The following is a 25874-nucleotide window of genomic DNA, read 5'->3' on the forward strand; positions in this document are numbered from 1 at the left end:
TTTAAGGAACATCTGTTTGAGTTTAGGGTCTAGGGACGGACGAGTCGTGGTAGAATAGAAACATGCGTATTTTGAGTAAGGAGCGAGCAGAATGGATGACTTTCAGCAACAAATTAATGAGTGGTCTGATTGGCAAGGACTGCAACTGAATGCCGGTGCTTTTGAACCGGTGATTCAAAAAATTTATGCCAGTGAAAATGAGCCTTATAAAACGCCAGAACCCGTTGCGGATAAGTTGGCCGCCCACTTTACGGTCGGACCCACCCAAATCGCGATTTTTCCACCCAGTGAGGTTATCCCCCAAACTCGGGCCTATTATCAGGCGGAACGTTTTGGACTGACCCGGATGGCTCGATTGAGCTTGGGTGCTCCGCGTCTATTGCATGCGGGCTTCATTTTTGATAAGTACCAGTTCTACTACGTGATTTATCAGCCACTACAAGGTCTGACGCTAACTGAATTTTGCGCAACGGCTAAGCCCCTTGCTAAGTCAACACTGGGGCGCCAGATTGGGACGATGTTGACGCGACTTAATACTGAAGTTCCTGCATTTGGGCCAACCGCTGCCCAATCAACCGAGTGGGATACACTGGGCCCCGACTTTGTTGCCGAGCGTACGGCCTGGCTACAAGTACACACCGTAACGCCTAATCAATTTGTTCATGGCAATCTAGTGGGCGAGAATTTAATTGTGACTAGTGGTGAATTAGGTTTACAGCGATTCAGTGCCGCCCATCAAGCTGCAAAACAAACGGAATTAGTCCCGCTAATTTTGCAAGCATTTAATGATGATACTGACTTATTGGCTGGATTTAAGGAAACTTATCAAACTGACGACTTAGAAAAGGATCTGTTATTAGGTTTGTTATTACGCGTAGATGGACCACAGCAGATTCAGGCATTACATCCTGGAGCGCCCGTGACGTTAGCGGCCGTCCAGCAAGTGATTGCACAACGATTATCATGATTAAGAGGGGGAACTCATGGTGGCACAGCGGCCGCACATTGCAAAACAACATTTTGACTTTACACGGTTCAGCTCGATTGGCCGGGCATTAATTGTCGGTGTGATTGCTGGGATCGTGGTTAGTATTTTTCGTTTCAGCATCGAGCAGGGACTGAGGTTCGTTCAATGGGTGTACGCACAAATTCATACAAATTGGCTACTGCTCTTTCCATGGATAGGCTTGTCTGTGGCTGTGGCGTTCTTTGTGGGTTGGTTAGTTAAGAATGAACCGAATATTAAAGGGTCTGGCATTCCACAAGTTGAGGGTCAATTAGCTGGCGAGCTTGATTATAGTTGGTGGTCAGTGCTCTGGCGCAAGTTTGTCGGTGGTATTCTGGGCATTGGTTCTGGACTGTTTCTCGGCCGCGAAGGCCCCTCGATTCAATTGGGAGCTACGATTGGTCAGGGTGTCGCGTCGAAACTCAAACAGACGGGATCAGATCGACGCTCCTTGATTGCCGGTGGTGCAGCAGCTGGCCTTTCAGCGGCCTTCAACGCACCGATTGCCAGTACGTTATTTGTTCTGGAAGAGGTTTATCATAATTTTTCACCAATCATTTGGACAACCGCATTAGTTAGCGCGATGGCCAGTAATTTTATTTCGCTCAATTTTTTTGGCCTTGTACCAGTATTACACATTCCGTACGGCCATAACCTTCCGTTGAGTCAATATGGCAATCTGATTGGGCTCGGGATTTTTCTCGGTATTTTCGGTTATCTATATCAAAACGTGACGCTGACGATGCCAAATTGGTATGCCAAGTTGCGGTTGCCCAGTTGGTTGGATGGCTTGGTGCCATTTTTACTGGTGATTCCGATTGGATTAATGTGGCCGCAGCTATTAGGAGGCGGCAATGCTGTTATTTTGAATTTGGCCGCGGTAACGCCAGCGTTACTCGCCTTGTTAGGAATTTTCGTGTTACGATTTACCTTTTCTACCATTTCATATGGTTCTGGTTTGCCGGGGGGCATCTTCTTGCCAATCTTGTCACTGGGCGCCATCTTAGGTGCAATCTATGCCCAGTTCATGGTTGCCGTTGGTTGGATGCCGACGAACTTGATTCCGAACTTTATTATTTTTGCAATGGCTGGATACTTTGCCGGCATTGGTAAAGCACCGTTTACCGCAATTTTATTGATTACTGAAATGGTCGGGACACTACACCACTTGATGCCATTAGCAGTCGTTTCGATGACGGCCTACTTAGTCGTGGATCTCTTAGGCGGCGCTCCGATTTATGAGGCTTTGCTAGAGAAGTTAATTCAGCCGCGGTTACCGGAACATAGCGGTATCCAGGATCGGTTAGAATTGCCGATCTTTGAAGGCTCTAAGTTAGAGGGCCATCAAGTTCGTGATTTTAAATGGCCAGCAGAGTCATTATTGATCGCTATTCGCCGCGGGGAGCGTCAAGTGATCCCGCATGGCGACACCTTGATGCGGGCTGGTGATACCTTAATTATCTTGACTGACCGGGATAACCGTGCGTGGGTGCGCCATCAAATCGCACATTTAACGGTCGCGACGCCCTGAGCACTAAACAAAGCAACGAATTGTTCAGGATACTGGAAAAATAAGGCAAAATATGTTAAATTGTTATAGACATAGCGGAGGCTTTAGGAGGCACATTTCTTGTATAATTTATTGTTAACGTTAATACTGGTTGTTTCCGTTTTGATTATCATTGCGGTGATGATGCAACCATCCAAAACTAATGATGCCATGTCTTCATTAACCGGTGGTGCTGATGACTTGTTTGCCAAGCAGAAGCCCCGCGGTTTTGAAGCGTTCATGCAGAAGGTAACCGTGGTATTAGGAATCGCATTCTTTATCCTGGCGTTAGCTCTAGCATGGTACTCATCGAAGTAATTGACCGTCCTCCTGTGATTTCAGGAGGCTTTTTTTTAAGGTGGTGTAATGATGCTGAAACAACCGGAACCGTTTTTCTTTGAACATGGCCAACATGCCGTCATTTTATTGCACGCCTATGCGGGAAGTGCCAATGATGTGCGGATGTTAGCACGAGCATTAGAACGGGAAGATTATACAGTTTATGGCCCCCAATTCAGTGGACACGCGACTGATGATCCACGAGATATTCTCGCACAGACGCCGGCGCAATGGTGGCAAGATACGCAACAAGCAATATCATTTATGCGGCAAAAAGGCTATACTAAAATTAGTATCTTTGGCTTATCATTAGGTGGTATTTTTGCGACGGCGGCCTTGGAGCGTGATCCTCAGTTGCTAGGTGGTGGCACGTTTAGTTCACCACTATTTGCTGGTAATCGTAGTGACGTTGCTGAAATGTTTATCACGCTGAGTCACCATCAACTGGCGCACAGTCAATTTTCAATTGCCGAGCGTGAACAGATCTTAATGACGTTGCCGGAACTGGTTCAGCGGCAATTGCAGGCAGTCAATACCTTTACTACGACAGAGGTTACGAGTCACCTCAGCGCTGTGACCCAACCTTTCTTCATTGGTCAGGGTGGGCAAGATGAATTAATTGATGCGACGGTGGCGCGACAATTACGTGATCAATTACCACAAGTACCAGTTGATTTTCATTGGTATGCTGATGCTGGACACGTGATTACCGTCAACAGTGCGCATCACCAATTGGAACAAGATGTTTTAACATATTTAAAAACTATTTATAAATGAGGTAAATAATGTCAGAAGCAAACTTACAAGAACAAATCCTGACTTTTTTGCAAGCTCATCCCGATCGCACGTATAGTGTTGAACAACTAACGGATGAATTGCATTTTACAGGCGCAACGGCGTTTACTTTTCTAGTAAAGGAACTTGCGAATATGGAACGTAAAAAATTAGTTAGTACCGATGATCATGATCATTTCAAGCTGGTCCAGGAAACGAAGACTGTTGAAGGTTCATTTCATGGTAATGACAAGGGCTTTGGTTTCGTTCGTTACGATCCCGATTTGCCTGATATTTACATTAATCCGGACAACACGCAGTTTGCCATTACCGGTGACGATGTTGCGGTTGAAATCATTCGACCAGCCCGTCCCGGTTCCGACCGCGGCCCTGAAGGTAAAATTGTCAGCATCGTTAAACGGGACTATACCCAGATTGTCGGTGCGTATACACCAAGTACGGATGAAGACGGGATTATTGGTTCTGTGGAAATTAAGGATAAGAAATTATCCAAATATCAGTTATTAATCACTGATCAGGGCTTACACCCCACTGAGGGGGAAGTCATCATTGCTGAAGTGGCTGCTTATCCTGACGCTCAGCATCCAACGCGGATGATTGGGATTGCCAAGCAGGTCATTGGGAGTGTTGATGATCCTGGGATGGACGTCTTACAAGTGGTCTACCAACACGATGTCCCATCAGTGTTTCCAGAAGAAGTGACGGATGAAGCCAACCGGATTCCGGATTACGTGACTGATGAAGAAAAAGTTGGTCGGGTCGACATTACGGACCAGCCATTAGTAACGATTGATGGCGCCGAATCTAAAGACTTGGATGACGCGGTTGTTGCTTGGCGCTTGCCAAATGGGAACTTCCATCTAGGCGTTCACATTGCGGATGTTAGCCATTATGTCACCGAGAACTCTGAGTTAGACCGGGAAGCATTCAAACGTGGGACGTCAGTTTACTTAACTGACCGTGTGATTCCAATGTTGCCACGGCGGCTATCAAACGGGATTTGTTCCTTAAATCCTGATGTTGAACGATTAGCCATGAGTTGTGAGATGGAGATTGATCAAACGGGGGAAATCGTTAACCATAAGATTTTCCAAAGTGTGATTCGGTCACATGCCCGGATGACTTATGACGCTGTTAATCAGATTCTCGAAGCCCATGACCCCAAGACGCGTGAAAAGTACGCGGACTTGGTCGACATGTTTGATACGATGGGCGACTTACACCGTATCTTGTACAAGCATCGGCGGCATCGTGGTGCGATCGATTTTGATGATAACGAAGCTAAAATTATCGTTGACGAAGCCGGTCACCCAATTGACATTCAATTACGGGTACGTGGCTTAGCTGAACGAATGATCGAAAGTTTCATGTTGGCAGCCAACGAAACGGTTGCAAAAAACTATAGTCAACTTAAGGTACCGTTTATCTACCGGGTACATGAAACGCCTGATAGTGACCGGATGCTTAGTTTCTTTGAATTCGTCACTAACTTTGGTGTCAGTGTCAAGGGGAGTTCTAAGGATGTTAAGCCGAAGATGCTTCAAGACGTTTTGAAGAAGGTTGCTGGTAAGCCCGAAGAAGCCATGGTCTCAGTCATGATGCTGCGGAGCATGAAGCAGGCCCGATACGCTGACCAGTCGCTTGGTCACTTTGGATTGGCGGCACCGTATTATACTCACTTTACGTCACCAATTCGGCGGTATCCAGATATGATGGTTCATCGTTTGATTCGCCATTATGCTGAAAACGGCACTGGTGAAGAAGCCCGGGCACGTTATCGGGATAACCTACCAAATATTGCGGAAACGACTTCTGATCATGAACGGCGGGGGATTGATACTGAACGCGACGTTGATTCGATGAAGAAGGCTGAATATATGGCTGATCACGTTGGTGAGACGTTTGAAGCCGTTGTTGATTCCGTTATGAAATTCGGTCTGTTTGTTGAACTAGAAAATACCGTTGAAGGCTTAGTTCATATCAGTACGATGGACGACGACTACTACGAATACGTTGAAAAACAATTAGCGTTGGTTGGCCGTAAGACGAAACGGACATTTAGAATCGGCCAGCCCGTCAAAGTTCAACTAATGCGGGTCGATAAGGATCAACGAGAAGTCGACTTTAAGTTATTGAATCCTGAAGAAGCGCCAAAGACTGATTTATTGCCAAAGCGGGAACATCATGATAACTATCGTGGTAATAACCGGCGTGGTGGCAATAACGGTAACTACCGGCGAAATGGGAACAATAATAACCGGAATAACGACCATCGTGGTGGCCACAACAATAACCATCGTAATGGCAATAGCAATGGTCGCCGGAACAATAATAATCATAATAGCAACAATAATAATCATAGTACTAACAACAATCGGCGGTCATCAACTGATCGTCGGCGTTAATTTTTAAGTAAGGGGATGTGCGGCAATGGCCAAACAACACGGTAAGCACCCAGATACCGCCCTCGCTCAAAATCGGAAAGCACGCCATGACTACGCTGTTGAGGAAACCTATGAAGCTGGCATTGCGCTGACGGGGACGGAAATCAAATCCGTTCGCGATCGGCGGGTCAACTTAAAGGATGGTTTCGTTCAAGTTCGCAACGGTGAAGCCTGGATGCAAAACGTTCACATTAGTCCGTTTAAAGAGGGTAACCGTTATAACGTTGACCCGTTGCGGTCCCGGAAACTTTTGTTGCACAAGAAAGAAATCAGTAAGCTAGGTGCAGCAACGATGACTAAGGGTGTGACGATTATTCCACTTAAGATGTATCTCAAGCATGGATTTGCGAAAGTCTTAATTGGAGTCGCTCACGGGAAACGGGAATACGACAAACGGCAAGATATCAAGAAACGCGAACAACAGCGTCAAATCGACCGGGTTATGAAACATTACTAGGCATCGATTACGTTAGCGTTGCATCGCTGCACCATACAACGAGTATGGCAGCGTCATAAAAAGGTCTTCCAAGAATTAATTCGATTCTTGGAAGACCTTTTTTAGTATGTGTTGTTGGTGGTTCTGTGCCGTGGACGGACGACGGCAAGCATATATTTTATATGTACTGATGTAGTGCTCACTGTTATAAATGTTCTAGATACTAGCAAAATGGTTATCAGGCTATAAATATTTTGCGAAAGGTCGGGTACAAGCACTTGCGACTTAGCTGGTAATTATGTTAGCATATAATTGTATTGATAGTTAAACGCGTTATTTATTAATTGATTCAATAAATATAATTGATACTAAACTTTGGAGAATGTTATTATTCTGATATTAATCAGATTTAGTATAACTCAAATTGATAATAAGTTAATTTTGATATGATTTATTGCATGGATTCTTGGGGGGACATGTATGAATAGATTTATAACGAGCAAGCAGCATTATAAAATGTATAAAAAGGGACGTTTCTGGGTATTTGCTGGTATTACCGTGGCTACCTTTACTCTGAATCCACTGATAAGTCGGGCAGATACGGAAACGACGACCGCAGCCACCGCAGCTACGACCACTGCTGGGGCATCCTCATCATCCAACTCACAGGTTTTAAGGACTACTACGACTAGTACAACAGGGGCAACGACTCAGTCTAGTGCGACGGCGATTAATGCGGCAACAACAAATACTAGTGCTCAAAAAAAACAGGCGGTTAGTGGCACCACTACTGACTCCAAGGCTGAACAACCGGTTACGGCAGTAGGAGAAAATGAAAACGCAACCAGTAATCTCAGTACCTCTGATTCGGCATCAGCAAGCAGTCAGGCTAAAACTGGTTCTGGCGACAGTTTGGACCAAACGTCAAACAGCTCAGTAAGTGTCGCATCGAGTTCACAGAAAGTCACAACACAAAATTCTGATTATCAAAATGATCAAGGAACGGGCTCTGAGAGTGGCATTCAATCTAATGTGACGGACACGGTGGTGGCTGATGAATCACTACAAACTAATCGTTCAAGTGTCGCATCGCCAAGTACTAGCACAATGGCCAGTATTGGTGACTCAGACTCGAAAGATTCTAATGAAACTGAAAAAGTTGTGGATTCAGAAACTAGTCCGATAGCTGTAACTGCCACAACTAATACAATTACGACGACTAACGATAAAGTCCAGTTAAATCGGGCACTATTAGCGCGAGCCGCCACACCCGCAATTGTTGTCTCAACTGGGACTCTGGGAACAAGTGCCTGGCAGTACACAGATGATGGTGTGTTGACGATTCATGCTGGTGATTGGACCGGAGTGGGTGATGTCAGCGACGTACCGGGGGATTTTGGCAGTGAGTTAACGAAAGTAGTGATTGATGGTCCAATTAATGCGGGGACTGATACTAGTTATATGTTCCGGTATAATCCAAATTTGGCCAGTATTGATGGCCTTGAAAATCTGGATACTTCGAAAGTCACTGACTTTTCAATGATGTTTATGGGAACTAAGATTGCTGACTTCTCAGGATTAGCGCATTGGAATGTCAGTTCTGGTACGTCCTTTGACTCTATGTTCGCCAGTGACTCGCGAGTTCAATCTTATGATTTAAGTCAGTGGCAGTTGAATACGGTTCAACCAGTGAGCTTAAAAAGAATGTTTTCATTTAACACGGCCTTGACCAGTATTGATCTAAGTACTTGGAATGTGCGGATGGTCACGGATATAGATGGGTTATTCAATGGAGATAAGAGTTTAACAACGGCGGATTTACATGGCTGGAACTTGTTGAATGTTACAGCGTTGTCATCGATGTTTTTAAATGATACCAATCTCACTGATCTTGATATAACGGGCTGGCAGACGGGCAGTACGTTAACTAGTACTAAGTTTATGTTTGAGGGAACCCCTGGATTAAAGGCAATCAACATTGCGAGTTTGGACATGTCTAACTTTGCAGCAGTCACTGAAGCTGATATGAATAAGGAACCTGCAGATCATGATATGTTTTTGAATCAAGATAGTAGCGGGAATCCGTTGCCCATGAACCTAAACGCATTAACGGTTGGGTCAAAAACATATTTAGTCGGTAGTTCATTGCCAGACATTCCAACTGGAACTGGCTATACCGGTAAATGGGTCAATCAAGCTGATGCCACCCAGACGTATACGTCGAGTGAGTTAATGGCTTTGTATAATGGCGTCGATAATCCAGCCGATACAATCACTTGGGTCTGGGAAACTAGCCCATCCTATGCTGATTTCACGTCCAAGAATGTAACCGGATTAATTGCCGGGCCGAAGACGACGTGGCGAGTTGCCGATAGTGTTGCAACACTAAAAGATGTGAATGGGACCGATATTTATGCGACCGCTGACACAGTCGTCAAAGTGATTAGCGTGAACGGCGATACTGCTGTAACGACGGTCGACACTCAAACTGCCGGTACCTATCAAGTTGACTTGCAGTATACGGATGCGTATGGCAAAGTATGGCAGCAAACTAGTACGGTTGCGGTAGCGGTAAATCAAGGCAAACTAGTTGGTAAACCGTTGGCGATCAAAATGGGTGCTAAGCCAACGTATACGATTAATGATTTAATCGACACGGACAACTCCCGCAATGCGGCCGGCGATAAGCTAAGTGCTGACGAACTCGCGACGGCTACGGTTACAGGCTTGGATACGAGTAAAGCTGGCGCACAAACGGTTACGCTGGCGTATACGGATGATGCTACTGGCATGGTCCACACGACAACCACCACGGTGACGATGGTCGCAACTAAGGCCGACTTAACAATGCGTAATAGTACTATCATTAAAGGACCCAAAAACTCAAGTTGGGACTACCGCCAGTATGTCACGAGTGTCACTGATTTTGATGGGAACCCGGTTAGTTTAGATGGACTTAACATTGTGGTTGATCAGCAACCTGATTTAACGCAAATTGGGTCGCAAACTGTCACACTCACGTATACGGATGCGTTGGGCAATGTCATCAGCGTCCCAACTCAAGTAACAGTCGTTGCTTCTCAGGCACAAGTTACAACCAAGGCGCCGTTAACGATTTGGCCCAGTGAGGTTGCTCAATTAAAAGTCGCCGATTTGGTGACAATCACGGCTGCCAACGGGAACCCCGTCGATACTAGTACCAACCTAACAGATGTCACAATGAGTTCAATTGACACGAGCAAGGGTGGCGCGCAGACCGTTACTATTACTTATACGGATGAAGCTGGCAATCTAGTGACAGCTTATGCCAAAGTAACGGTTGACCAATCAGATTTGAAGACCAAGCTAACGAATCCAATTGCGGGGCCTAAAGCTAAATGGGACTATCTAGCTGGTTTGGAATGGGTCAAGGATGCAAATGGAAAGTTGCTTGATAATCTCGCAACCGCTGATATTAAAGTCGTTACTGAACCTGATTTAAGTGTTGCGATGGTCGGCCATGACCAAACGGTGACACTCAGTTATACGGATGAGTTGGGCAAAGAACACTTAGTCACTGCGGTTGTCAACACGGTGGCTTCGAAGGCGAAGATTACGGCTGTCAGCGACCAGATCATCATACCTGATGAAGCCAAAAAGCTGACGGCAACCGACCTGGTCAGTGAGTTAATTGATGCGGCGGGAAATAAAGCCACGAATTTTGACGATGTGACGATGAGTGGTTTTGATGCTAAAGCTATCGGGCCACAAACCGTGACACTGACGTATTCGGATGCGTATGGTAACCAAACGACTGATTCGACGACAGTCACCGTGGATTTCGCCACAATCACTGGTCAAGCGACACACCCAATTGCCGGTCCAACCGCGACTTGGGATTACCGTGACAGCGTCACTCAAGTTATCGATGCCAACGGAAAGATAATTGATGTCGGCGATGCTGACATTACAGCCACGACGCCGGATTTAACTCCGGCAAAGGTGGGCAAGCCTCAGACGGTTACGTTGACCTATACTGACAGTCTGGGTAAAGTTCACACGACCGACGTGATTGTAACGACGACGCTTTCAAAGGCGAAAATCACGGCTGTTGCTGACCAGATTATCATACCTGATGAAGCCAAAAAGCTGACGGCAACTGACCTGGTCAGCGAGTTAATTGATGCGGCGGGAAACAAAATCACGAATTTTGATGGTGTGACGATGAGTGGTTTTGATGCTAAAGCTATCGGGCCACAAACCGTGACACTGACGTATTCGGATGCGTATGGTAACCAAACAACTGATTCGACGACTGTAACCGTGGATTCCGCAACGCTAACGCTTCAGAATCACACTCAAGTGGCAGGACCTAAGGCGACTTGGAATTATGCTGATAACATCAAAGCCATCACTGATTCTAAGGGCCAGTCGCTAACATTAAGCGATGCCAAGATTACGGTCGTGCAACGTCCAGATTTAAGTGTGGCTGGAACTTATAAAATTGTACTTGAATATACTGATGATTTAGGGCAAGCGCACACAGAGACTGCCGATGTTGAAGTGACGGCTTCAAAAGCGGCCATTACTGCCGTTTCTAAGCAGGTGATTTTGGCAGAAAAAGCGACCATGGTAACTGCGTCGTCACTAGTGTCGACACTGTACGATGCGGATGGCGTTCAAATTTATAATTTTGATGATGTGACGATGAGTGGCTTTAATGCTAAAGTTATCGGACCACAAACAGTAACGTTAGCGTATACGGACGCGTATGGCAATCAAACGACTGTTTCGACGACTGTAACCGTGGATTTCGCAACGCTAACGCTTCAAAATCACACTCAAGTGGCGGGATCTAAGGCGACTTGGAACTATGCTGATAACATCAAAGCCGTCACTGATTCTAAGGGACAATCGCTAACATTAAGCAATGCTAAGATTACGGTCGTTCAACATCCAGATTTAAGTGTGGCTGGAACTTATAAAATTGTACTTGAATATACTGATGATGTAGGGCAAGTGCACACAGAGACTGCCAATGTTGAAGCCACGGCTTCAAAAGCGGCCATTACTGCCGTTTCCAAGCAAGTAATTTTAGCGGAAAACGCGAACATGGTTACTGCGTCGTCACTAGTGTCGGCACTGTACGATGCGGATGGCGTTCAAATTCATAATTTTGATGATGTGACGATGAGTGGTTTTGATCCTAAAGCTATCGGGCCGCAAACCGTGACACTGACGTATACGGATGCGTATGGCAATCAGACGACTGCTCAGACGACTGTCACCGTGGATTTGGCCACAATCACTGGTCAAGCGACACACCCAATTGCCGGCCCAACGGCGACTTGGGATTACCGGGACAGCGTCACTCAAGTCATCGATGCCAACGGAAAGACAATTGATGTCGATACTGCTGACATTACAGCTACTACGCCTGATTTAACTCCGGCAAAGGCTGGCAAGCCACAGACGGTTACGTTGACCTATACTGACAGTCTGGGTAAAATTCACACGACCGACGTGATTGTAACGACGACGCTTTCAAAGGCGAAGATCACGGCTGTTGCTGACCAGATTATTTGGCCTGATCAAGCTAAACAACTGACGGCAACGGACTTAGTTGATCGTTTATACGATGCTGAAGGTCATCTGATTACAAATCGCGACAATGTCAAAATGAGTGTGCTGGATTCCAAGTTAGCGGGGCAGCAACGTTTGACGTTGACTTACACGGATGTTGCGGGTAATCAATCCGTCGCGTATGCCAATGTGACAGTCGACCAGGCAAAGCTAGTGACAAAACCAAGTACGGTAATTGCCGGCCCGACGGCAACGTGGAGTTACGAAGCCGGTATTAGTCAGTTGACGAATGCAACTGGGCAACTTATTACCGTCCAACCGGGGACAATTAAAGTGTTGAACAGGCCAGATCTGAATGTTGATTCAGTCGGGCAACAACAGCTGATCACACTGATTTATACGGATGAGCTCGGGAAATCCCAGTCGGTCACGGCAATGGTGACAGCTGAGGCCTCACAAGCTATGTTAACGGCCAAGGCGGCAGTTATCGTGCAACCGGATGCCGCGGCGAAGCTAACGGCTAATGACCTTGTAACGAGCTTAACGGACGCCTCTGGACAACAGGTGACTGATTATCAAATCGTTCGGATGTCTAAGCTAGACGCGACCTGGCCAGGTGTTCAACCCGTCTCATTAACTTATACGGATGCGGCTGGTAACGAAGTAAGTACCGTTGTAAAAGTAACGGTTGATCAGGCCAAGATTGATAGTCAGAACCGGACTCAAATCTGGGGGCCAAGTATGACTTGGGATTATCGGCAACAATTGGCGACTGTTACGGATTCGCAAGGCCACCAGTTTAATCCTGATCAAGCTAAGATTACGGTCATAACCGGCCCGCAACTAACGGCTAAAATGATCGATAAGCCGCAAACGGTTACCTTGATGTACACAGATGATCTACAACAGACACATACTGTGTCAGCTACTTTGACCTTAACGGCATCACAGGCGGCACTCGTGCCACGTCCGGCACAGATTGTATGGGCCAAAGATGCGGGGCTACTGACGCCAGCCAACTTTTTGCAAACGATTACCGGCGCGGATGGCACTCAAGTGTCGTCTTTGACCAATGTCAAGATGAGTGCGGTCGATGCCAGCCAGCCTGGTGCCCAAACGGTGACTCTAACGTATACCGATGATTACGGCAACGAGGTGACAACAACTGCCCAAGTGACGGTTGATCAAGCCGCCTTAACGACCCAAACCGCTCGACCGGTTGCCGGGCCGACTGCCCATTGGGATTATCAGACGAACTTTAAAACCGTGACGAATGCTGCCGGTGAAGTGATTAATGTCGGTGATGCCAATCTTAAAGTCTTGACAGGCCCGGACTTGAGTACAGCCATGGTGGGGCGGCCTCAAGTCGTTACGTTCAGTTACACTGATGAATTAGGATTGACCCAAACCACCACGGCGGAGGTCACAACAGTCGCCTCACGGGCGCACATGACGACTAGTGCTGATCAGGTGATCTGGCCTGCAGTTGTCGGAAAATTAACGGTTGCGGATCTAGTCACTGGTTTAACGGACGCCTGGGGCCAGCCGATTGCGGTCAATAATGCCGCTATTACAGTCGTGGCGATGCCAGACTTAACGGTTGCCCATATTGGGCAGCCACAAACTGTGCAACTGGTTTACACGGACTCGCTGGGACAACAACAAACGGCGTTGGTCCAAGTGACAACCGTTGCCACGCAGGCTAAAATCAGTACGCGGCCAGTTACCGTGATTGCCGGCCCTAAGACGACCTGGTCACTGAATGATAGTGTTGACTGGTCAACGAGTTTGGCAGCGGATGGCACGTTGCTGACAGCGGCGCAGCGCCAGCGGGTGACTGTAGATGGTACCTTGAACTTACGGCGGGCCAGCAATTACCCACTGACACTAAGTTACATGGACCGTGCGGGTAATTTGATTACTGTCACGACGAGCATCAATGTATTGGCTAGTCAGGCCCAGCTACAAGTGCGTGATAGTCAGTTGACCGTTGGAAACGCTTGGACTGCTCAGGATAATTTTGAACGTGCAACCGATGCCCAGGGCCAAGCACTGACATTAGCCGATATCGCGGTCGATGGTACGGTCAACACGCAACGCGCTGGCCAGTACACGTTGACTTACCACTATACTGATGTTGCCGGTAATCAGTTAACTAAAACGGCTGTGGTGACCGTTGTCTTGCCGGAAGATGATCACATTAACACGACCGACCCTGACAACAATGATCATGGTGAGACGACTAACCCTGACAACAATGATCATGCAGGTATCGCTGATCCTAGTGAAACACCGAAGCCGAGTGAGCGACCTAACGATTCGGATGGTCATACCGTCGACTGGGGCGTTGATGATCGGATTACGACAAAGCAACAACCGGCCGCGGCTACTCGTGCACAGACTAAGGTCAAGACGACCGCTGAGCCAGCTCTACCGGCCAACAATGAGCATACTAGCGCAGCCAAAGCAGCAGCGACACCTGTGACACGAGTAACTGACACGACTGCTGACACACTGCCACAGACGGGCGAGCGCGACCGCTCAGCACAACAAGGCGCGGTAGTACTCGGATTAACGGGATTATTAGGGTTAATGGGATTAGGACGTCGGCGGCATACGCATGAGGATTAAGCGTACGATTGGCGTGTTAAGTCCATCGATTAGCTAAAATTGATAGCGATTTCTTGCAACGGACCGATTCATTTTGAATTGGTCCGTTTTGTTAACTGCTGCTGTTTGGACTTAATGGCTGGTTGCGCGGGTTGATGAATCTAGTGTCAAGTATTCAGTTAAGCAGTGATTAATGCTTGAACAAAATTTTAAAACATAAAAAGGGGGTACTTTCATCAGAATCTTTGCTAGAAATGACTATTTACTTTATTTTATTAAGTAAACAGCTGATGATAGCGACATCATTAAAGCTAAATTAAAAAAGTATAAAAAATTGAATTGGTCGCGAGACATGAATTATGTTATATTTTATGACATACCGTTCCGGTAAACTATTTGAGGAGGTCTCGTCGATGAGAAAGTGGCAAGTTGCAGTTGTCATGTTGTTAGCAGCGTTGGGAAGCTGGTTTGCGATTGGTACCCAGGCCCAGGCTAAGACGTATACGATTGCGACGGATACAACCTTTGCGCCGTTCGAATTTCAGGTCAAGGGTGGTAAGTATAAGGGAATTGATATCGATATTTTGAAGGCAATTGCCAAAAAAGAAAATTTCAATTATAAATTAAAAGCGCTTAGTTTCGGTGCCGCTGTTCAGCAGCTTAGTGCGAACCAAGTTGATGGGGTAATTGCCGGAATGAATATTACGGCTGAACGGAAGCAGACGTTTGATTTTTCAGACGCTTACTATACTTCCGGGGTGGTTATGGCTGTGGCTAAAGATAGCAAGGTCAAAACGTTTAAAGATTTGAAAGGTAAGACCGTGGCCCTTAAAACGGGGACAGCTGGTGCAACCTATGCGAAGTCGATTCAGAGCAAGTACGGCTTCAAAATCAAGTATTTCAATGACTCGAATAACATGTATAACGATGTTAAGGTCGGCAACTCGGCTGCTTGTTTTGAAGACTATCCCGTGATGTCATACGGAATCAAGAATGGCATCGCGTTGAAGATTGTTTCCAAGCAACACGAGGCCGGCGACTATGGTTTCGCGGTTAAAAAAGGTAAAAACGCGGAACTGTTAAAGAAATTTAACGCGGGTCTCAAAGCGATTAAAGCGGATGGTACTTACAAAAAGATCATTAACAAGTACTTGAAGTCTAGTGAAGCATCCTTAACGGGTGAAGACGCAAGCAGTCGGACCTTTATTGGCTTGTTCACCCAAAACTTGGATACGATTGGCTCAGGGTTATGGATGACCTTGGAATTAACGGTTATTTCAATTATTTTAGCGACGATCCTCGGACTGATTCTTGGGGTCTTAGGCGTTATGCCGGGTAAACTTGGTCCGGCCATCTCCAGTACGATTATTTATATTTTCCGTGGGATGCCATTGATGGTGTTGGCCTTCTTTATTTACATTGGGTTCCCAGACCTGATTGGGCACGGCTTTAAGATTCCCGCGTTCGTTGCTGGGATGATTACGTTGATGCTTAACGAAGGGGCCTATACCGGAGCCTTTGTTAAGGGGGGCTTTGCCGCGGTCGACGATGGTCAAATGGAGGCGGCCCGTTCACTCGGGTTGCCATACTGGACGGCTATGCGCAAGGTTATTATGCCCCAAGGAATTCGAATCATGATTCCGTCGTTCATTAACCAATTTATTATCACGCTGAAGGATACGTCAATTCTATCCGTTATTGGGATCGTTGAATTAACCCAAACTGGGACGTTGATTATTGCCCGGAACTTCGAAGGCTTTAAGATTTGGTTAATGATTGCGATTATTTATCTGATTATCATTACGTTATTAACATGGTTATCTAACTGGGTTCAAAGGAGGATTAACTAAGCATGGCGAAAGTAATTGTCAAAGATTTGCATAAAAGCTACGGCGATAACGAAGTCTTGAAAGGGTTAAACCTTGAAGTTCAAGATAACGAAGTAGTCTGCATGATTGGACCATCTGGTTCTGGTAAGAGTACGTTTTTACGCTGCTTAAATGACTTGGAAGTTCCAACACAAGGGCAAGTTGTCATTAGCGGTTATGATCTTTCTGACAAGGGGACTAACATTAATTTGGTCCGTGAAAATATTGGGATGGTGTTCCAACACTTTAACTTATTTCCACACCTATCAGTGTTACAAAATATTACCTTAGCACCGACTCAACTCAAAAAGGAAAGTCAACAGGAAGCTGAGAAAACAGCGCGTGACTTACTTGCCACGGTCGGCTTGTCCGATAAGGCGGATGCCATGCCTAAGTCCTTGTCTGGTGGGCAAAAGCAGCGGGTGGCCATCGCTCGAGCGCTAGCCATGCATCCGAAAATCATGTTGTTTGATGAACCAACTTCAGCACTGGATCCCGAAATGGTCGGGGATGTGTTGGATGTTATGAAGAAATTAGCCGCAGATGGTATGACGATGATTGTGGTCACGCACGAAATGGGCTTTGCCAAGGAAGTGGCCGACCGGGTCGTCTTTATGGCGGATGGGTTGATTCAAGAAACGGGGAAGCCTGAGGATGTATTCGAACACCCACAAAGTCCCCGGTTACAAGATTTCTTACAAAAAGTGATCAACGTTTAAGTATCGGCTGGTCATAATAAAATAACCCGTCAAATAGGCGCGCTAAGAATTGGTTTAATTCTTGGCGCGCCTATTCTGTAGTAACGTGCTTGCATAGCAGATGAAGCGGTGTTGCTCTGAGGACGATTAACTAGTGAATACCGTGATATGGGCAACTTGATCGGCACGTCAACTTTGATAGGGTGTTAAGCTGGCAAACTAGTTATGCCAACTTAACTAAAAACAACGGTCATCCCGAAACAGGGGTGGCCGTTGTTTTATGGCTAGTTCTATTTAGTGTTGGGGCACCTTATTACGGGGTGTCAATGTATAATTACTTTCACCAAAGCTAACATTGAGTCCCTTTTTCGCAATTGGTGTCCGCGCGCGGTTGATCGGCTTTTGCCAGTGATCCAGGATCGCCGCAATGCAAATACACAGTGGTTCTGTGGATTGATCAGTAATTGCTAATTCAAATGCTTCACCGTTAGTGGTGACAACTGGTCGCATCGTCATGATTAATTCAGTACCATGATAAACGCGGTAGTTTTCGGCACTCAAGCTTCCCATGATAATCCAGCGAAGCTTGCGAACATAGAGCATTTCATGCCAGAAGCCCAGCGTTTTACTAATAGAACCGACGTTTTGACGGTTATAGTATAAATCGAATTTTGGCAACAATCCGAGGGTTGTTTGTCGAATTTCGGCAAGTAGCTCACCTTGGATCGCGTATAAACTGAGCGCGTCTTGGCGCCGCCCCCACCGACCAACTAAGAGATAGTGAGATTGGTTGTGCGCATCGCGAACAATCCGGGCACCTTGGGCGAAGCTATTGCGGCTGAAATATAATTTACGCATCTTCAACCTCCGTTTTCCGGAAACTATTGTTTGGCAAGCACTTCTAAGATTGCTTTGCCGACACCATCGTTGACATTTGTATCAGTGATATAGCGGGCCAACTGTTTGACTTCGGGACTGGCATTACCCATAGCGTAACTTACGCCAGCTAATTCGAGCATGGAGACGTCATTATTATTATCACCAATCGCCATGACATCGCTCATTGGGGTATTCAGCATATTCGCATAGCGCTCGACTGCAATCCCTTTTTGCGCATTAATATTATTGATTTCGATATTTGATGCGGATGAAGATGTGATTTTGAGGGACGAATGTTTTGCCAGAATTTCATCACTAAGGGGTTTTAGCTTAGCGGGCCCTTCTTCGCTGAAAGCGATAATCTTCATGACATGCTTAGTCGGATCATCCAATAACTCGTTATAGTTGTCCACGTAATTGATGTCCATAAGTTCTAAGCGGGCTGACGCGAGCGATACCGCAATTTTGAACGTTGTATCTGGATTCAGGTTAGTTAGGAGATGTGCAATTTGTTCGATTCGCTTGGCTTTACTGTTAGAGTAAATACCATCGTTGCCTACGACTTCAAAATAGTAACCTTGTGAGGTTAGCGTGTGAAAAACGGTGCGGGCCACGCTATTGGTTATGGGCACCATGTCGAGCATTTTGCCAGAAGCGTCGTATACTTCGGCACCGTTTAACGTAATCAAGGGTGCCGTGATGCCTTGAGCGGCCAGTAGTGGCTGAGCTTCAGAAAATCGGCGGCCGGTGGAGACGATAAAGTGCACGCCTTGCTGTTGTGCTTGACGGATGGCATTAGCGTTAAAATCGGAAACGACCATTTCATTGTTGAGTAACGTTCCGTCCATATCAGAGGCGATAATCGAAATCATGTTGTCACATCCTTAGTTGTTTTAATAATTACATTCTAACATGTTTACGTCTGAATACAGAATTATTATCATTAGTGGTTTTGGTTATGATACAATAAAACGAGAGGTGTTAAGGATGAAAGCGTTTATTCACACGGACTGGTGGGACGTCTTAAAACCAGAGTTTGAGAAGCCGTATTACCACCAATTACACGAATTTTTGAAAAATGAATACCGAACGAAAAATATTCACCCAGATATGTATAATATTTTTCAGGCCTTTGAATGGACGCCATTTGCTGACACGAAGGTCGTTATTTTAGGTCAGGATCCGTATCATGGTCCTGGTCAGGCACACGGACTGAGTTTTTCAGTGTTACCGGGCGTGGCAGTGCCCCCATCACTAGTCAATATCTATAAAGAATTGCAAGATGATGTTGGGTGTACGCCCGTCAACCACGGTTACTTGGAAAGTTGGGCCAAGCAGGGAGTCTTGTTATTGAACTCCGTGCTGACTGTTCAAAATGGTGTGGCCTTTTCACACGCTGGTAAGGGCTGGGAACGACTTACGGACGTTGCCATTCAGCGTTTATCGGAACGATCGACGCCGGTTGTCTTTATCTTGTGGGGTAAGGCGGCTCGGTCCAAGATTAAGCTGATTGATACCCAGACGAATGTCGTGCTACAAGCACCTCATCCGAGTCCGCTTTCAGCTTATCGCGGATTCTTTGGGTCCAAACCATTTTCAAAAACGAACATTGCGTTAACATCCTTCGGCGAACAGCCAATCAATTGGCAGTTACCAGAGCACGTCAATCTTGAGCATTAATTAATTTATTGGAGGGTTATCACATGGATTTATTTGAGTCATTAGCACAAAAAATTACTGGTAAAGATCAAACAATTGTTTTCCCTGAAGGAACTGAACCCCGAATTGTCGGTGCGGCAGCGCGATTAGCTGCAGACGGCTTGGTTAAGCCGATTGTTTTAGGTGCAACGGACAAAGTTCAGGCTGTGGCTAACGATTTGAATGCGGATTTAACAGGCGTTCAAGTCCTTGATCCTGCGACATACCCGGCTGAAGATAAGCAAGCAATGCTTGATGCCCTCGTTGAACGGCGGAAAGGTAAGAATACGCCAGAACAAGCGGCTAAAATGCTGGAAGATGAAAACTACTTTGGCACGATGCTCGTTTATATGGGCAAAGCGGATGGGATGGTTTCAGGTGCAATCCATCCAACTGGTGATACGGTACGGCCAGCGTTACAAATTATTAAGACCAAGCCCGGTTCACACCGAATCTCGGGTGCATTTATCATGCAAAAGGGTGAGGAACGCTACGTCTTTGCTGACTGTGCCATCAATATTGATCCCGATGCCGATACGTTAGCGGAAATTGCCACTCAGAGTGCGGCTACTGCTAAGGTCTTCGATATTGACCCGAAAGTTGCGATGCTCAGCTTCTCAACTAAGGGTTCGGCTAAGGGTGAAATGGTCACTAAAGTGCAAGAAGCAACGGCCAAGGCGCAAGCTGCTGAACCGGAATTGGCTATCGATGGTGAACTTCAATTTGACGCGGCCTTCGTTGAAAAAGTTGGTTTGCAAAAGGCTCCTGGTTCCAAAGTAGCTGGTCATGCCAATGTCTTTGTATTTCCAGAGCTTCAGTCTGGTAATATTGGCTATAAGATTGCGCAACGATTTGGTCATTTTGAAGCGGTGGGTCCTGTCTTGCAAGGCCTGAACAAGCCGGTCTCCGACTTGTCACGTGGATGCAGTGAAGAAGACGTTTATAAGGTTGCGATTATTACAGCAGCCCAAGGATTAGCTTAAACGGTCACTTAGTTTGTTAAACGAGGGAAACTTCAGAGCTTGTACTTTGAAGTTTCCTTCGTTTTTTCTATAATAAGAACAGTTAATTTGGATGAGGAGTTGGAAGAATATGGAATCAATCACGGTAACGTCGCCGGAAGCAACCATGGCAATCGGGGCCAAACTTGGCCAATTAGTGCAACCTGGTGATTTAATCTTACTAGATGGTGATTTAGGTGCTGGTAAGACAACTTTTACAAAGGGGTTAGCAAAAAGCCTGGGCATTCCTAATAACGTTAAGAGTCCGACTTTTACGCTCATCCGGGAATATCGTCAGGGGCGACTACCGCTCTATCATATGGATGTTTACCGCTTGGAAGATGGCGGTGCGGAAGATTTAGGCTTAGATGAATACTTTGATGGTGATGGCGTTAGTGTTGTGGAATGGTCACAGTTTATTGCCGACCTCTTACCGACGACTTACTTGCGAATTGCAATTAGCCGGGACACTGATGCCGATGACCAGCGGGTAATAACCTTCAAGCCCATTGGTGAACACTATCAACGACTGGTTGATCAATTGAAGGAGTGACAACCATGGCAGAAGAAGTTGTTGATGTACGGCCTGCTGAAGTCGCGGATGCAGCACAATTATTAGCGCTACTAGCTCAGCTCGGACGTGAAAGTAATACTTTCACTGTTGATGAAGGCATTGAGGATTTGAGTGAAACGGATGAACAGGCGCAAATTGAGCGTATCAATGGCACAACGACCAACATTATTTTCGTTGCGACATTAGATTCACGGTTGATTGGTGTGAGCACCGTGCAAGCTAGTACGGATTTTAGTGCGGCGCAAGGTGAAGTTGGCGTAGCGGTACTTAAAGAATTTTGGGGCATGGGTCTGGGGACTGCTTTGATTGAGGAAGTCTTAGATTGGGCGCGTAACTATAGCTCATTGGAACGCCTCGTGTTGACGGTCCAGTTACGAAATGTGCGTGCCGTTAAGCTGTACCAGCATCTTGGGTTCGAAAATTGTACGGCAACGAGCTATGATGTCGTTGACCCAACCGGCAAACGGGTTCCAGCTATTGATATGGGAATCTGGGTTTGAAATCCGGGATTCGCTGAACTGACGGCAAACAGGTTCTGATAGTAGATGGGCCGGAATTTAAGCGTTGACGAACCAGGCCTAACCGACGACTGCTTGTGAATGATTGGCTCATCCCCCAGTCGGTTGGGGGAATTGATAAGCTGTCTACGAGTATTGATAATCGGTAGCGATGCGTAAACAAAAAAGTCCAGCATCTTATTGCTGGACTTGCATAAATTTAATTTTAACCCTGAACGCGAACGAAAGGTTTGAGTTGCTCAGTTCCAAAAGCTTGCGCTTCGGTGAGTAAAATGTTGGCGCAAGCTAGGCTGTCATCTAGTGCATTATGATGATGCTGCAGGTCGATATCCAGTGCTTGACAGACTGTATCCAGCTTGTGATTAGGCAATTCTGGATAGAACCGTTGACTGGTCTTGACGGTGTCCATGGATAGGTACTCCGGCGCGCTGATGCCGTAGTGGGCAAGCGTATTGCGTAACACACCAATATCAAAAGGCGCGTTGTGCGCAATTACGAGGCGGTCGCGTTGGAAGAATGGTTCAATGTGTTGCCAAACGTCTGGAAACTTGGGTGCGTCTGCAACATCTGCTTCATGAATCCCATGAATTTGGACGTTCCGCCAGAAAAAATCGCTCTCTGGTTTGATGAGTGTGTAAAATTCATCGCTGATTTGGTTATTACGGACAACCGTTAGCGCCAGTGAACAAGCACTGTCGCGTTTCGCGTTCGCCGTTTCAAAGTCCATTGCGACAAAGTTCAAAGTTGCCACCACCGTTTCTAAAGAATAGGATTATCGTACAAAGAATCTCGTTAATTTTCAAGTTAATGGTTCGGAAGGATAATATCGAGTTCCACTGGACAGTGATCGGAACCAAAAATTTCATTATGAATGCGGGCGTTTAGGAGCTGACTGTCTAATTGCTGTGACGTAATAAAGTAGTCAATTCGCCAACCAGAATTGTTGTCACGTGCATGCCCACGATAACTCCACCATGAGTAAATGTCGGTTTGGTCAGGATAGAAATGCCGGAATGTGTCGGTATAGCCCGCTGCAAGGAGGCGGTCAAACTTGGTCCGTTCTTCGTCAGTGAAGCCGGCACTATGGTGATTGCTATGCCAGTTCTTCAAGTCGATGTTTTCGTGGGCCACGTTAAGATCACCACAAAAGATCAACGGCTTGTTGGCACTCAAACTGTTAATATATGTGAGAAAAGCATCTTCCCACTGTTGCCGATAGTCGAGACGTTTTAATTCACCGCCTGAATTAGGGGTGTAACACGTCAAGACGTAGTAGTCCGCATATTCAAGGGTGATGACGCGACCTTCGTCATCGAATTCCGGCACACCGATACCATAAGTTACATTAAGCGGCTCGTGTTTGGTAAAAATCGCCGTACCGGAATAACCCTTGCGCTCGGCATAGTTCCAGTATTGATAATAACCTGGGAAGTCCAGTTCAATTTGGCCCGCCTGCAATTTCGTTTCTTGTACACAGAAAAAGTCGGCATCGAGCTCATTAAAAGTCGTGACAAAGCCGTGTTTGACAGCAGCACGCAGTCCATTAACGTTCCAAGAGATAAGTTTCACGTGAGTTTCAGACCTTTCAAGTAATTTACTCATATTGTAACACGGTAGCCACTGGTTATTTTAATGACAATTGAATCAGTGCGCCGTGATTAAAGCCAGACACGGCGGATAGATGTGCGATAGGGTGACAAAGCATGCTGGTGTCTTTGGTTGGCCTAGTTTCAGCGCGTCCGAGCGGGTATCTTTGACTTTCAGTGATGGCACGTTTTTCCAGCTAACAATCACTGGCATGAATTGGACGCTGAATGATTTAAATCAGTGTGCCACGGAGCAATCAGTAGTAGCTAAAAGAAGATTGATGATAAAATTGGAGGAATATCGATGTTAAAAATTGGGGTCATTGGTTTAGGTAACATTGCTCAAAAGGCGTATTTACCCGTCATGGCGGCGATGCAAGACCAGTATGAATTTCATCTAACGACGCGTAATCCGGAAAAACGAGCACAACTAGCGACGATGTATGGGCTTCAACACACCCATGCGACCCTTGAGGAATTAATGGCAGTTAAACCGGCGGCCGTATTTGTGCATACTCCCACGGACACGCATGCAGCAATCATCAAGCAGTTGTTATTAGCTGGGATTCACGTTTATGTCGATAAGCCAGTCGCGACTGATCTTCAGGTGGTCCAAAGTTTGTATGATTTGGCTGCGGCGCGGCACCTGTTATTGACTTGTGGGTTTAATCGGCGTTTTGCTCCTTTTAATCAGCAATTGAAGGCATTGCCTGACAAACGGATGTTAGTGGCTGAAAAGGTTCGCGAAGTGGGTAGTCAAGATCCTGAAACGGCGGTTTTCGACCTGATGATCCACATGGTCGATACGGGGCTATTCTTGTTAGATGAACCACTTGAACACACTAGTGGTCGGTTGACGACGACGGCAACTGGCGCTTTGGCGCAAGGCTATTTGACGGTGCAGACGGCTCATGAGCAATTAGAAGTTATCACGAATATGTACGGTGGGGTCAACCTGGAACAAGTGACAGTCCAAACGACGGGGCAACGTGCGATTGTGACTGATTTAAGTACTAAAACCGTGATGGCGACGGCAACAACTACCACGACGGCTTTTCCGGATTGGACACCGACATTGGAAAAGCGAGGATTTGCACCGCTGATCCGTGCTTTTCTGACGGCGGTAACAACGCACGGGCCTAATCCAATCGCCCCAACTAGCGCAATTACCAGTCACGCGGTGTGCCGTCATTTATTAAGTGATTAAAAAGTGCTAAAATTAACTGATAGGCTTACAAATTTCAACCTGATTATATCGTTTCAATAGCGTTTCAATGCTGCGGTGCTTGATACGTCGGCCTAAATTAAAAACGCTATGCGGTTAAAGTGATTATTAACGTAAGTGAATTAAATCGAAACACGAAAGGAACTTTTCACCATGACCAAAGATGTCTTGGCCACTTTTCCAGCCATCGAAATTAAAAAAAATGAATCACTAAGTCATTATACGAATACTAAAACAGGCGGTCCCGCCGATTACGTTGCGTTTCCAAAGTCAATCAGCGAGACGAAAGCTCTGATTACGTTTGCCAATGAGCAAAATTTACCACTAACCGTGATTGGTAATGCCAGTAATTTGATTGTCAAAGATGGTGGTATCCGTGGATTAACGATCATTCTCACCCGCATGAAGCAAATTCATGCGAGTGGCACCAAAGTTGTTGCTGAAGCGGGTGCCGCAATTATTGCGACGACTAAGGTTGCTTGTGGCGCTAGCTTGACTGGTCTCGAATTCGCAGCTGGGATTCCCGGTAGTGTCGGGGGTGCGATTTTCATGAATGCTGGTGCGTACGGCGGCGAAATGAGTGAAGTTGTTGAAACGGTGACGGTTTTGACGCCAGCGGGTCAGCTTAAAACCCTGGATCATGACGAATTAGATTTTGGCTATCGGCACAGTACGATCCAGGACTATGATGATATTGTCGTATCGGTGACGTTTGGTCTCAAGCCAGGTAATCAGACCAAGATTCAAGCGCGGATGGACGAATTGAATACGTTGCGAGCAGCCAAACAACCGTTGGAATGGCCATCATGCGGGAGTGTTTTTAAGCGACCAACTGGGTATTTTACTGGTAAACTGATTCATGATGCTGGCTTACAGGGCCATCGAATCGGTGGTGCTGAAGTTTCTAAGAAACACGCGGGTTTTATTATCAATGTCGATCACGCTACAGCGACCGATTATATGGATATGATTCACTACGTCCAGAAAGTTGTATTTGAACGGTTTGGCGTCCATCTTCAGACGGAAGTCCGAATCATTGGTGAAGACGTCGTTCAAGGTTAGTTATGTCAATTTAACAAAGGGGGC

At 46.3% G+C, this 25874-nt stretch carries 19 protein-coding genes; 15 read left to right on the forward strand and 4 right to left on the reverse strand.

The window, feature by feature from the left end; genetic code table 11:
• The first annotated feature begins 91 nt into the window (after window positions 1–91).
• The 9 genes from MZO41_RS07855 to MZO41_RS07895 all read left to right on the forward strand — a co-directional run bounded on the left by MZO41_RS07855 (window position 92) and on the right by MZO41_RS07895 (window position 17328).
• Window positions 92–967, forward strand: coding sequence for a hypothetical protein (locus MZO41_RS07855; RefSeq protein ID WP_033098999.1), 876 nt, complete (start codon window positions 92–94; stop codon window positions 965–967).
• Window positions 968–983: 16 nt separating this feature from the next.
• Window positions 984–2537 (forward strand): ClC family H(+)/Cl(-) exchange transporter, encoded by a 1554-nt coding sequence (locus tag MZO41_RS07860; protein ID WP_013355259.1) that lies wholly within the window; start codon window positions 984–986, stop codon window positions 2535–2537.
• A 99-nt stretch (window positions 2538–2636) separates the two neighbouring features.
• Complete coding sequence (secG, locus tag MZO41_RS07865; RefSeq protein ID WP_003641050.1) at window positions 2637–2873, forward strand: preprotein translocase subunit SecG; 237 nt, start codon at window positions 2637–2639, stop codon at window positions 2871–2873.
• 48 nt (window positions 2874–2921) lie between these two features.
• Window positions 2922–3671 (forward strand): alpha/beta hydrolase, encoded by a 750-nt coding sequence (locus tag MZO41_RS07870; RefSeq protein ID WP_003641051.1) that lies wholly within the window; start codon window positions 2922–2924, stop codon window positions 3669–3671.
• A gap of 8 nt (window positions 3672–3679) precedes the next feature.
• Complete coding sequence (gene rnr, locus MZO41_RS07875) at window positions 3680–6094, forward strand: ribonuclease R (protein WP_013355261.1); 2415 nt, start codon at window positions 3680–3682, stop codon at window positions 6092–6094.
• A 25-nt stretch (window positions 6095–6119) separates the two neighbouring features.
• A complete protein-coding gene (smpB, locus tag MZO41_RS07880) occupies window positions 6120–6590 on the forward strand; it encodes an SsrA-binding protein SmpB (protein WP_003641053.1) in 471 nt (156 codons plus the stop codon).
• A 459-nt stretch (window positions 6591–7049) separates the two neighbouring features.
• Entirely contained in the window at window positions 7050–14762 is a 7713-nt protein-coding gene (locus MZO41_RS07885) for a bacterial Ig-like domain-containing protein (RefSeq protein ID WP_058906923.1), read from the forward strand.
• A gap of 392 nt (window positions 14763–15154) precedes the next feature.
• Window positions 15155–16591, forward strand: coding sequence for an amino acid ABC transporter substrate-binding protein/permease (locus MZO41_RS07890; RefSeq protein ID WP_003643977.1), 1437 nt, complete (start codon window positions 15155–15157; stop codon window positions 16589–16591).
• A 2-nt stretch (window positions 16592–16593) separates the two neighbouring features.
• Complete coding sequence (locus MZO41_RS07895; protein ID WP_003641056.1) at window positions 16594–17328, forward strand: amino acid ABC transporter ATP-binding protein; 735 nt, start codon at window positions 16594–16596, stop codon at window positions 17326–17328.
• 273 nt (window positions 17329–17601) lie between these two features.
• Here the strand turns inward: MZO41_RS07895 and MZO41_RS07900 are convergent, their stop codons facing one another.
• Both MZO41_RS07900 and MZO41_RS07905 read right to left on the reverse strand, forming a co-directional pair.
• Window positions 17602–18165 carry an LURP-one-related/scramblase family protein gene (locus tag MZO41_RS07900; RefSeq protein ID WP_128650884.1) on the reverse strand — a complete coding sequence of 188 codons (564 nt, stop codon included), beginning with the start codon at window positions 18163–18165 and terminating at the stop codon, window positions 17602–17604.
• Window positions 18166–18188: 23 nt separating this feature from the next.
• Complete coding sequence (locus tag MZO41_RS07905) at window positions 18189–19058, reverse strand: Cof-type HAD-IIB family hydrolase (protein ID WP_003641058.1); 870 nt, start codon at window positions 19056–19058, stop codon at window positions 18189–18191.
• A 115-nt stretch (window positions 19059–19173) separates the two neighbouring features.
• Between MZO41_RS07905 and MZO41_RS07910 the strand changes: the two genes are divergently transcribed.
• The 4 genes from MZO41_RS07910 to MZO41_RS07925 all read left to right on the forward strand — a co-directional run bounded on the left by MZO41_RS07910 (window position 19174) and on the right by MZO41_RS07925 (window position 21959).
• A complete protein-coding gene (locus tag MZO41_RS07910) occupies window positions 19174–19866 on the forward strand; it encodes a uracil-DNA glycosylase (RefSeq protein WP_003643980.1) in 693 nt (230 codons plus the stop codon).
• A 23-nt stretch (window positions 19867–19889) separates the two neighbouring features.
• A complete protein-coding gene (gene pta, locus MZO41_RS07915; protein WP_003641060.1) occupies window positions 19890–20867 on the forward strand; it encodes a phosphate acetyltransferase in 978 nt (325 codons plus the stop codon).
• A gap of 109 nt (window positions 20868–20976) precedes the next feature.
• Complete coding sequence (tsaE, locus tag MZO41_RS07920) at window positions 20977–21438, forward strand: tRNA (adenosine(37)-N6)-threonylcarbamoyltransferase complex ATPase subunit type 1 TsaE (protein ID WP_003643982.1); 462 nt, start codon at window positions 20977–20979, stop codon at window positions 21436–21438.
• Window positions 21439–21443: 5 nt separating this feature from the next.
• Window positions 21444–21959: a GNAT family N-acetyltransferase gene (locus MZO41_RS07925; RefSeq protein ID WP_003641062.1), complete on the forward strand. Its 516-nt coding sequence runs from the start codon at window positions 21444–21446 to the stop codon at window positions 21957–21959.
• Window positions 21960–22182: 223 nt separating this feature from the next.
• Here MZO41_RS07925 and MZO41_RS07930 read toward each other — a convergent pair whose 3' ends face one another.
• Together MZO41_RS07930 and MZO41_RS07935 are read right to left on the reverse strand one after the other, a co-directional pair.
• Window positions 22183–22719, reverse strand: a complete 537-nt coding sequence (locus MZO41_RS07930) for a 3'-5' exonuclease (protein ID WP_011101164.1) — start codon at window positions 22717–22719, stop codon at window positions 22183–22185.
• Between the two features lie 62 nt (window positions 22720–22781).
• On the reverse strand, window positions 22782–23546 hold the full coding sequence (locus tag MZO41_RS07935; protein ID WP_013355264.1) for an exodeoxyribonuclease III: 765 nt from the start codon (window positions 23544–23546) through the stop codon (window positions 22782–22784).
• 321 nt (window positions 23547–23867) lie between these two features.
• Here MZO41_RS07935 and MZO41_RS07940 point away from each other — a divergent pair, with 321 nt between their 5' ends.
• A complete protein-coding gene (locus tag MZO41_RS07940; protein ID WP_013355265.1) occupies window positions 23868–24770 on the forward strand; it encodes a Gfo/Idh/MocA family protein in 903 nt (300 codons plus the stop codon).
• Window positions 24771–24941: 171 nt separating this feature from the next.
• A complete protein-coding gene (gene murB, locus MZO41_RS07945; protein ID WP_003641067.1) occupies window positions 24942–25850 on the forward strand; it encodes a UDP-N-acetylmuramate dehydrogenase in 909 nt (302 codons plus the stop codon).
• Window positions 25851–25874 lie beyond the last annotated feature (24 nt).

This window comes from Lactiplantibacillus sp. C232 (assembly GCF_023806725.1).
In the GTDB taxonomy this organism is placed as follows: domain Bacteria; phylum Bacillota; class Bacilli; order Lactobacillales; family Lactobacillaceae; genus Lactiplantibacillus; species Lactiplantibacillus plantarum.

Excerpts from the sequence above, each read along its gene's own strand:
- MZO41_RS07900 (WP_128650884.1), bottom strand. The coding sequence starts at position 18,165 with ATGCGTAAATTATATTTCAGCCGCAATAGCTTCGCCCAAGGTGCCCGG.
- pta (WP_003641060.1), top strand. The coding sequence starts at position 19,890 with ATGGATTTATTTGAGTCATTAGCACAAAAAATTACTGGTAAAGATCAA.
- MZO41_RS07885 (WP_058906923.1), top strand. The coding sequence starts at position 7,050 with ATGAATAGATTTATAACGAGCAAGCAGCATTATAAAATGTATAAAAAG.
- smpB (WP_003641053.1), top strand. The coding sequence starts at position 6,120 with ATGGCCAAACAACACGGTAAGCACCCAGATACCGCCCTCGCTCAAAAT.
- MZO41_RS07910 (WP_003643980.1), top strand. The coding sequence starts at position 19,174 with ATGAAAGCGTTTATTCACACGGACTGGTGGGACGTCTTAAAACCAGAG.
- MZO41_RS07925 (WP_003641062.1), top strand. The coding sequence starts at position 21,444 with ATGGCAGAAGAAGTTGTTGATGTACGGCCTGCTGAAGTCGCGGATGCA.
- murB (WP_003641067.1), top strand. The coding sequence starts at position 24,942 with ATGACCAAAGATGTCTTGGCCACTTTTCCAGCCATCGAAATTAAAAAA.
- MZO41_RS07905 (WP_003641058.1), bottom strand. The coding sequence starts at position 19,058 with ATGATTTCGATTATCGCCTCTGATATGGACGGAACGTTACTCAACAAT.
- MZO41_RS07940 (WP_013355265.1), top strand. The coding sequence starts at position 23,868 with ATGTTAAAAATTGGGGTCATTGGTTTAGGTAACATTGCTCAAAAGGCG.
- MZO41_RS07895 (WP_003641056.1), top strand. The coding sequence starts at position 16,594 with ATGGCGAAAGTAATTGTCAAAGATTTGCATAAAAGCTACGGCGATAAC.
- MZO41_RS07860 (WP_013355259.1), top strand. The coding sequence starts at position 984 with ATGGTGGCACAGCGGCCGCACATTGCAAAACAACATTTTGACTTTACA.
- MZO41_RS07890 (WP_003643977.1), top strand. The coding sequence starts at position 15,155 with ATGAGAAAGTGGCAAGTTGCAGTTGTCATGTTGTTAGCAGCGTTGGGA.
- MZO41_RS07855 (WP_033098999.1), top strand. The coding sequence starts at position 92 with ATGGATGACTTTCAGCAACAAATTAATGAGTGGTCTGATTGGCAAGGA.
- MZO41_RS07870 (WP_003641051.1), top strand. The coding sequence starts at position 2,922 with ATGATGCTGAAACAACCGGAACCGTTTTTCTTTGAACATGGCCAACAT.
- tsaE (WP_003643982.1), top strand. The coding sequence starts at position 20,977 with ATGGAATCAATCACGGTAACGTCGCCGGAAGCAACCATGGCAATCGGG.
- rnr (WP_013355261.1), top strand. The coding sequence starts at position 3,680 with ATGTCAGAAGCAAACTTACAAGAACAAATCCTGACTTTTTTGCAAGCT.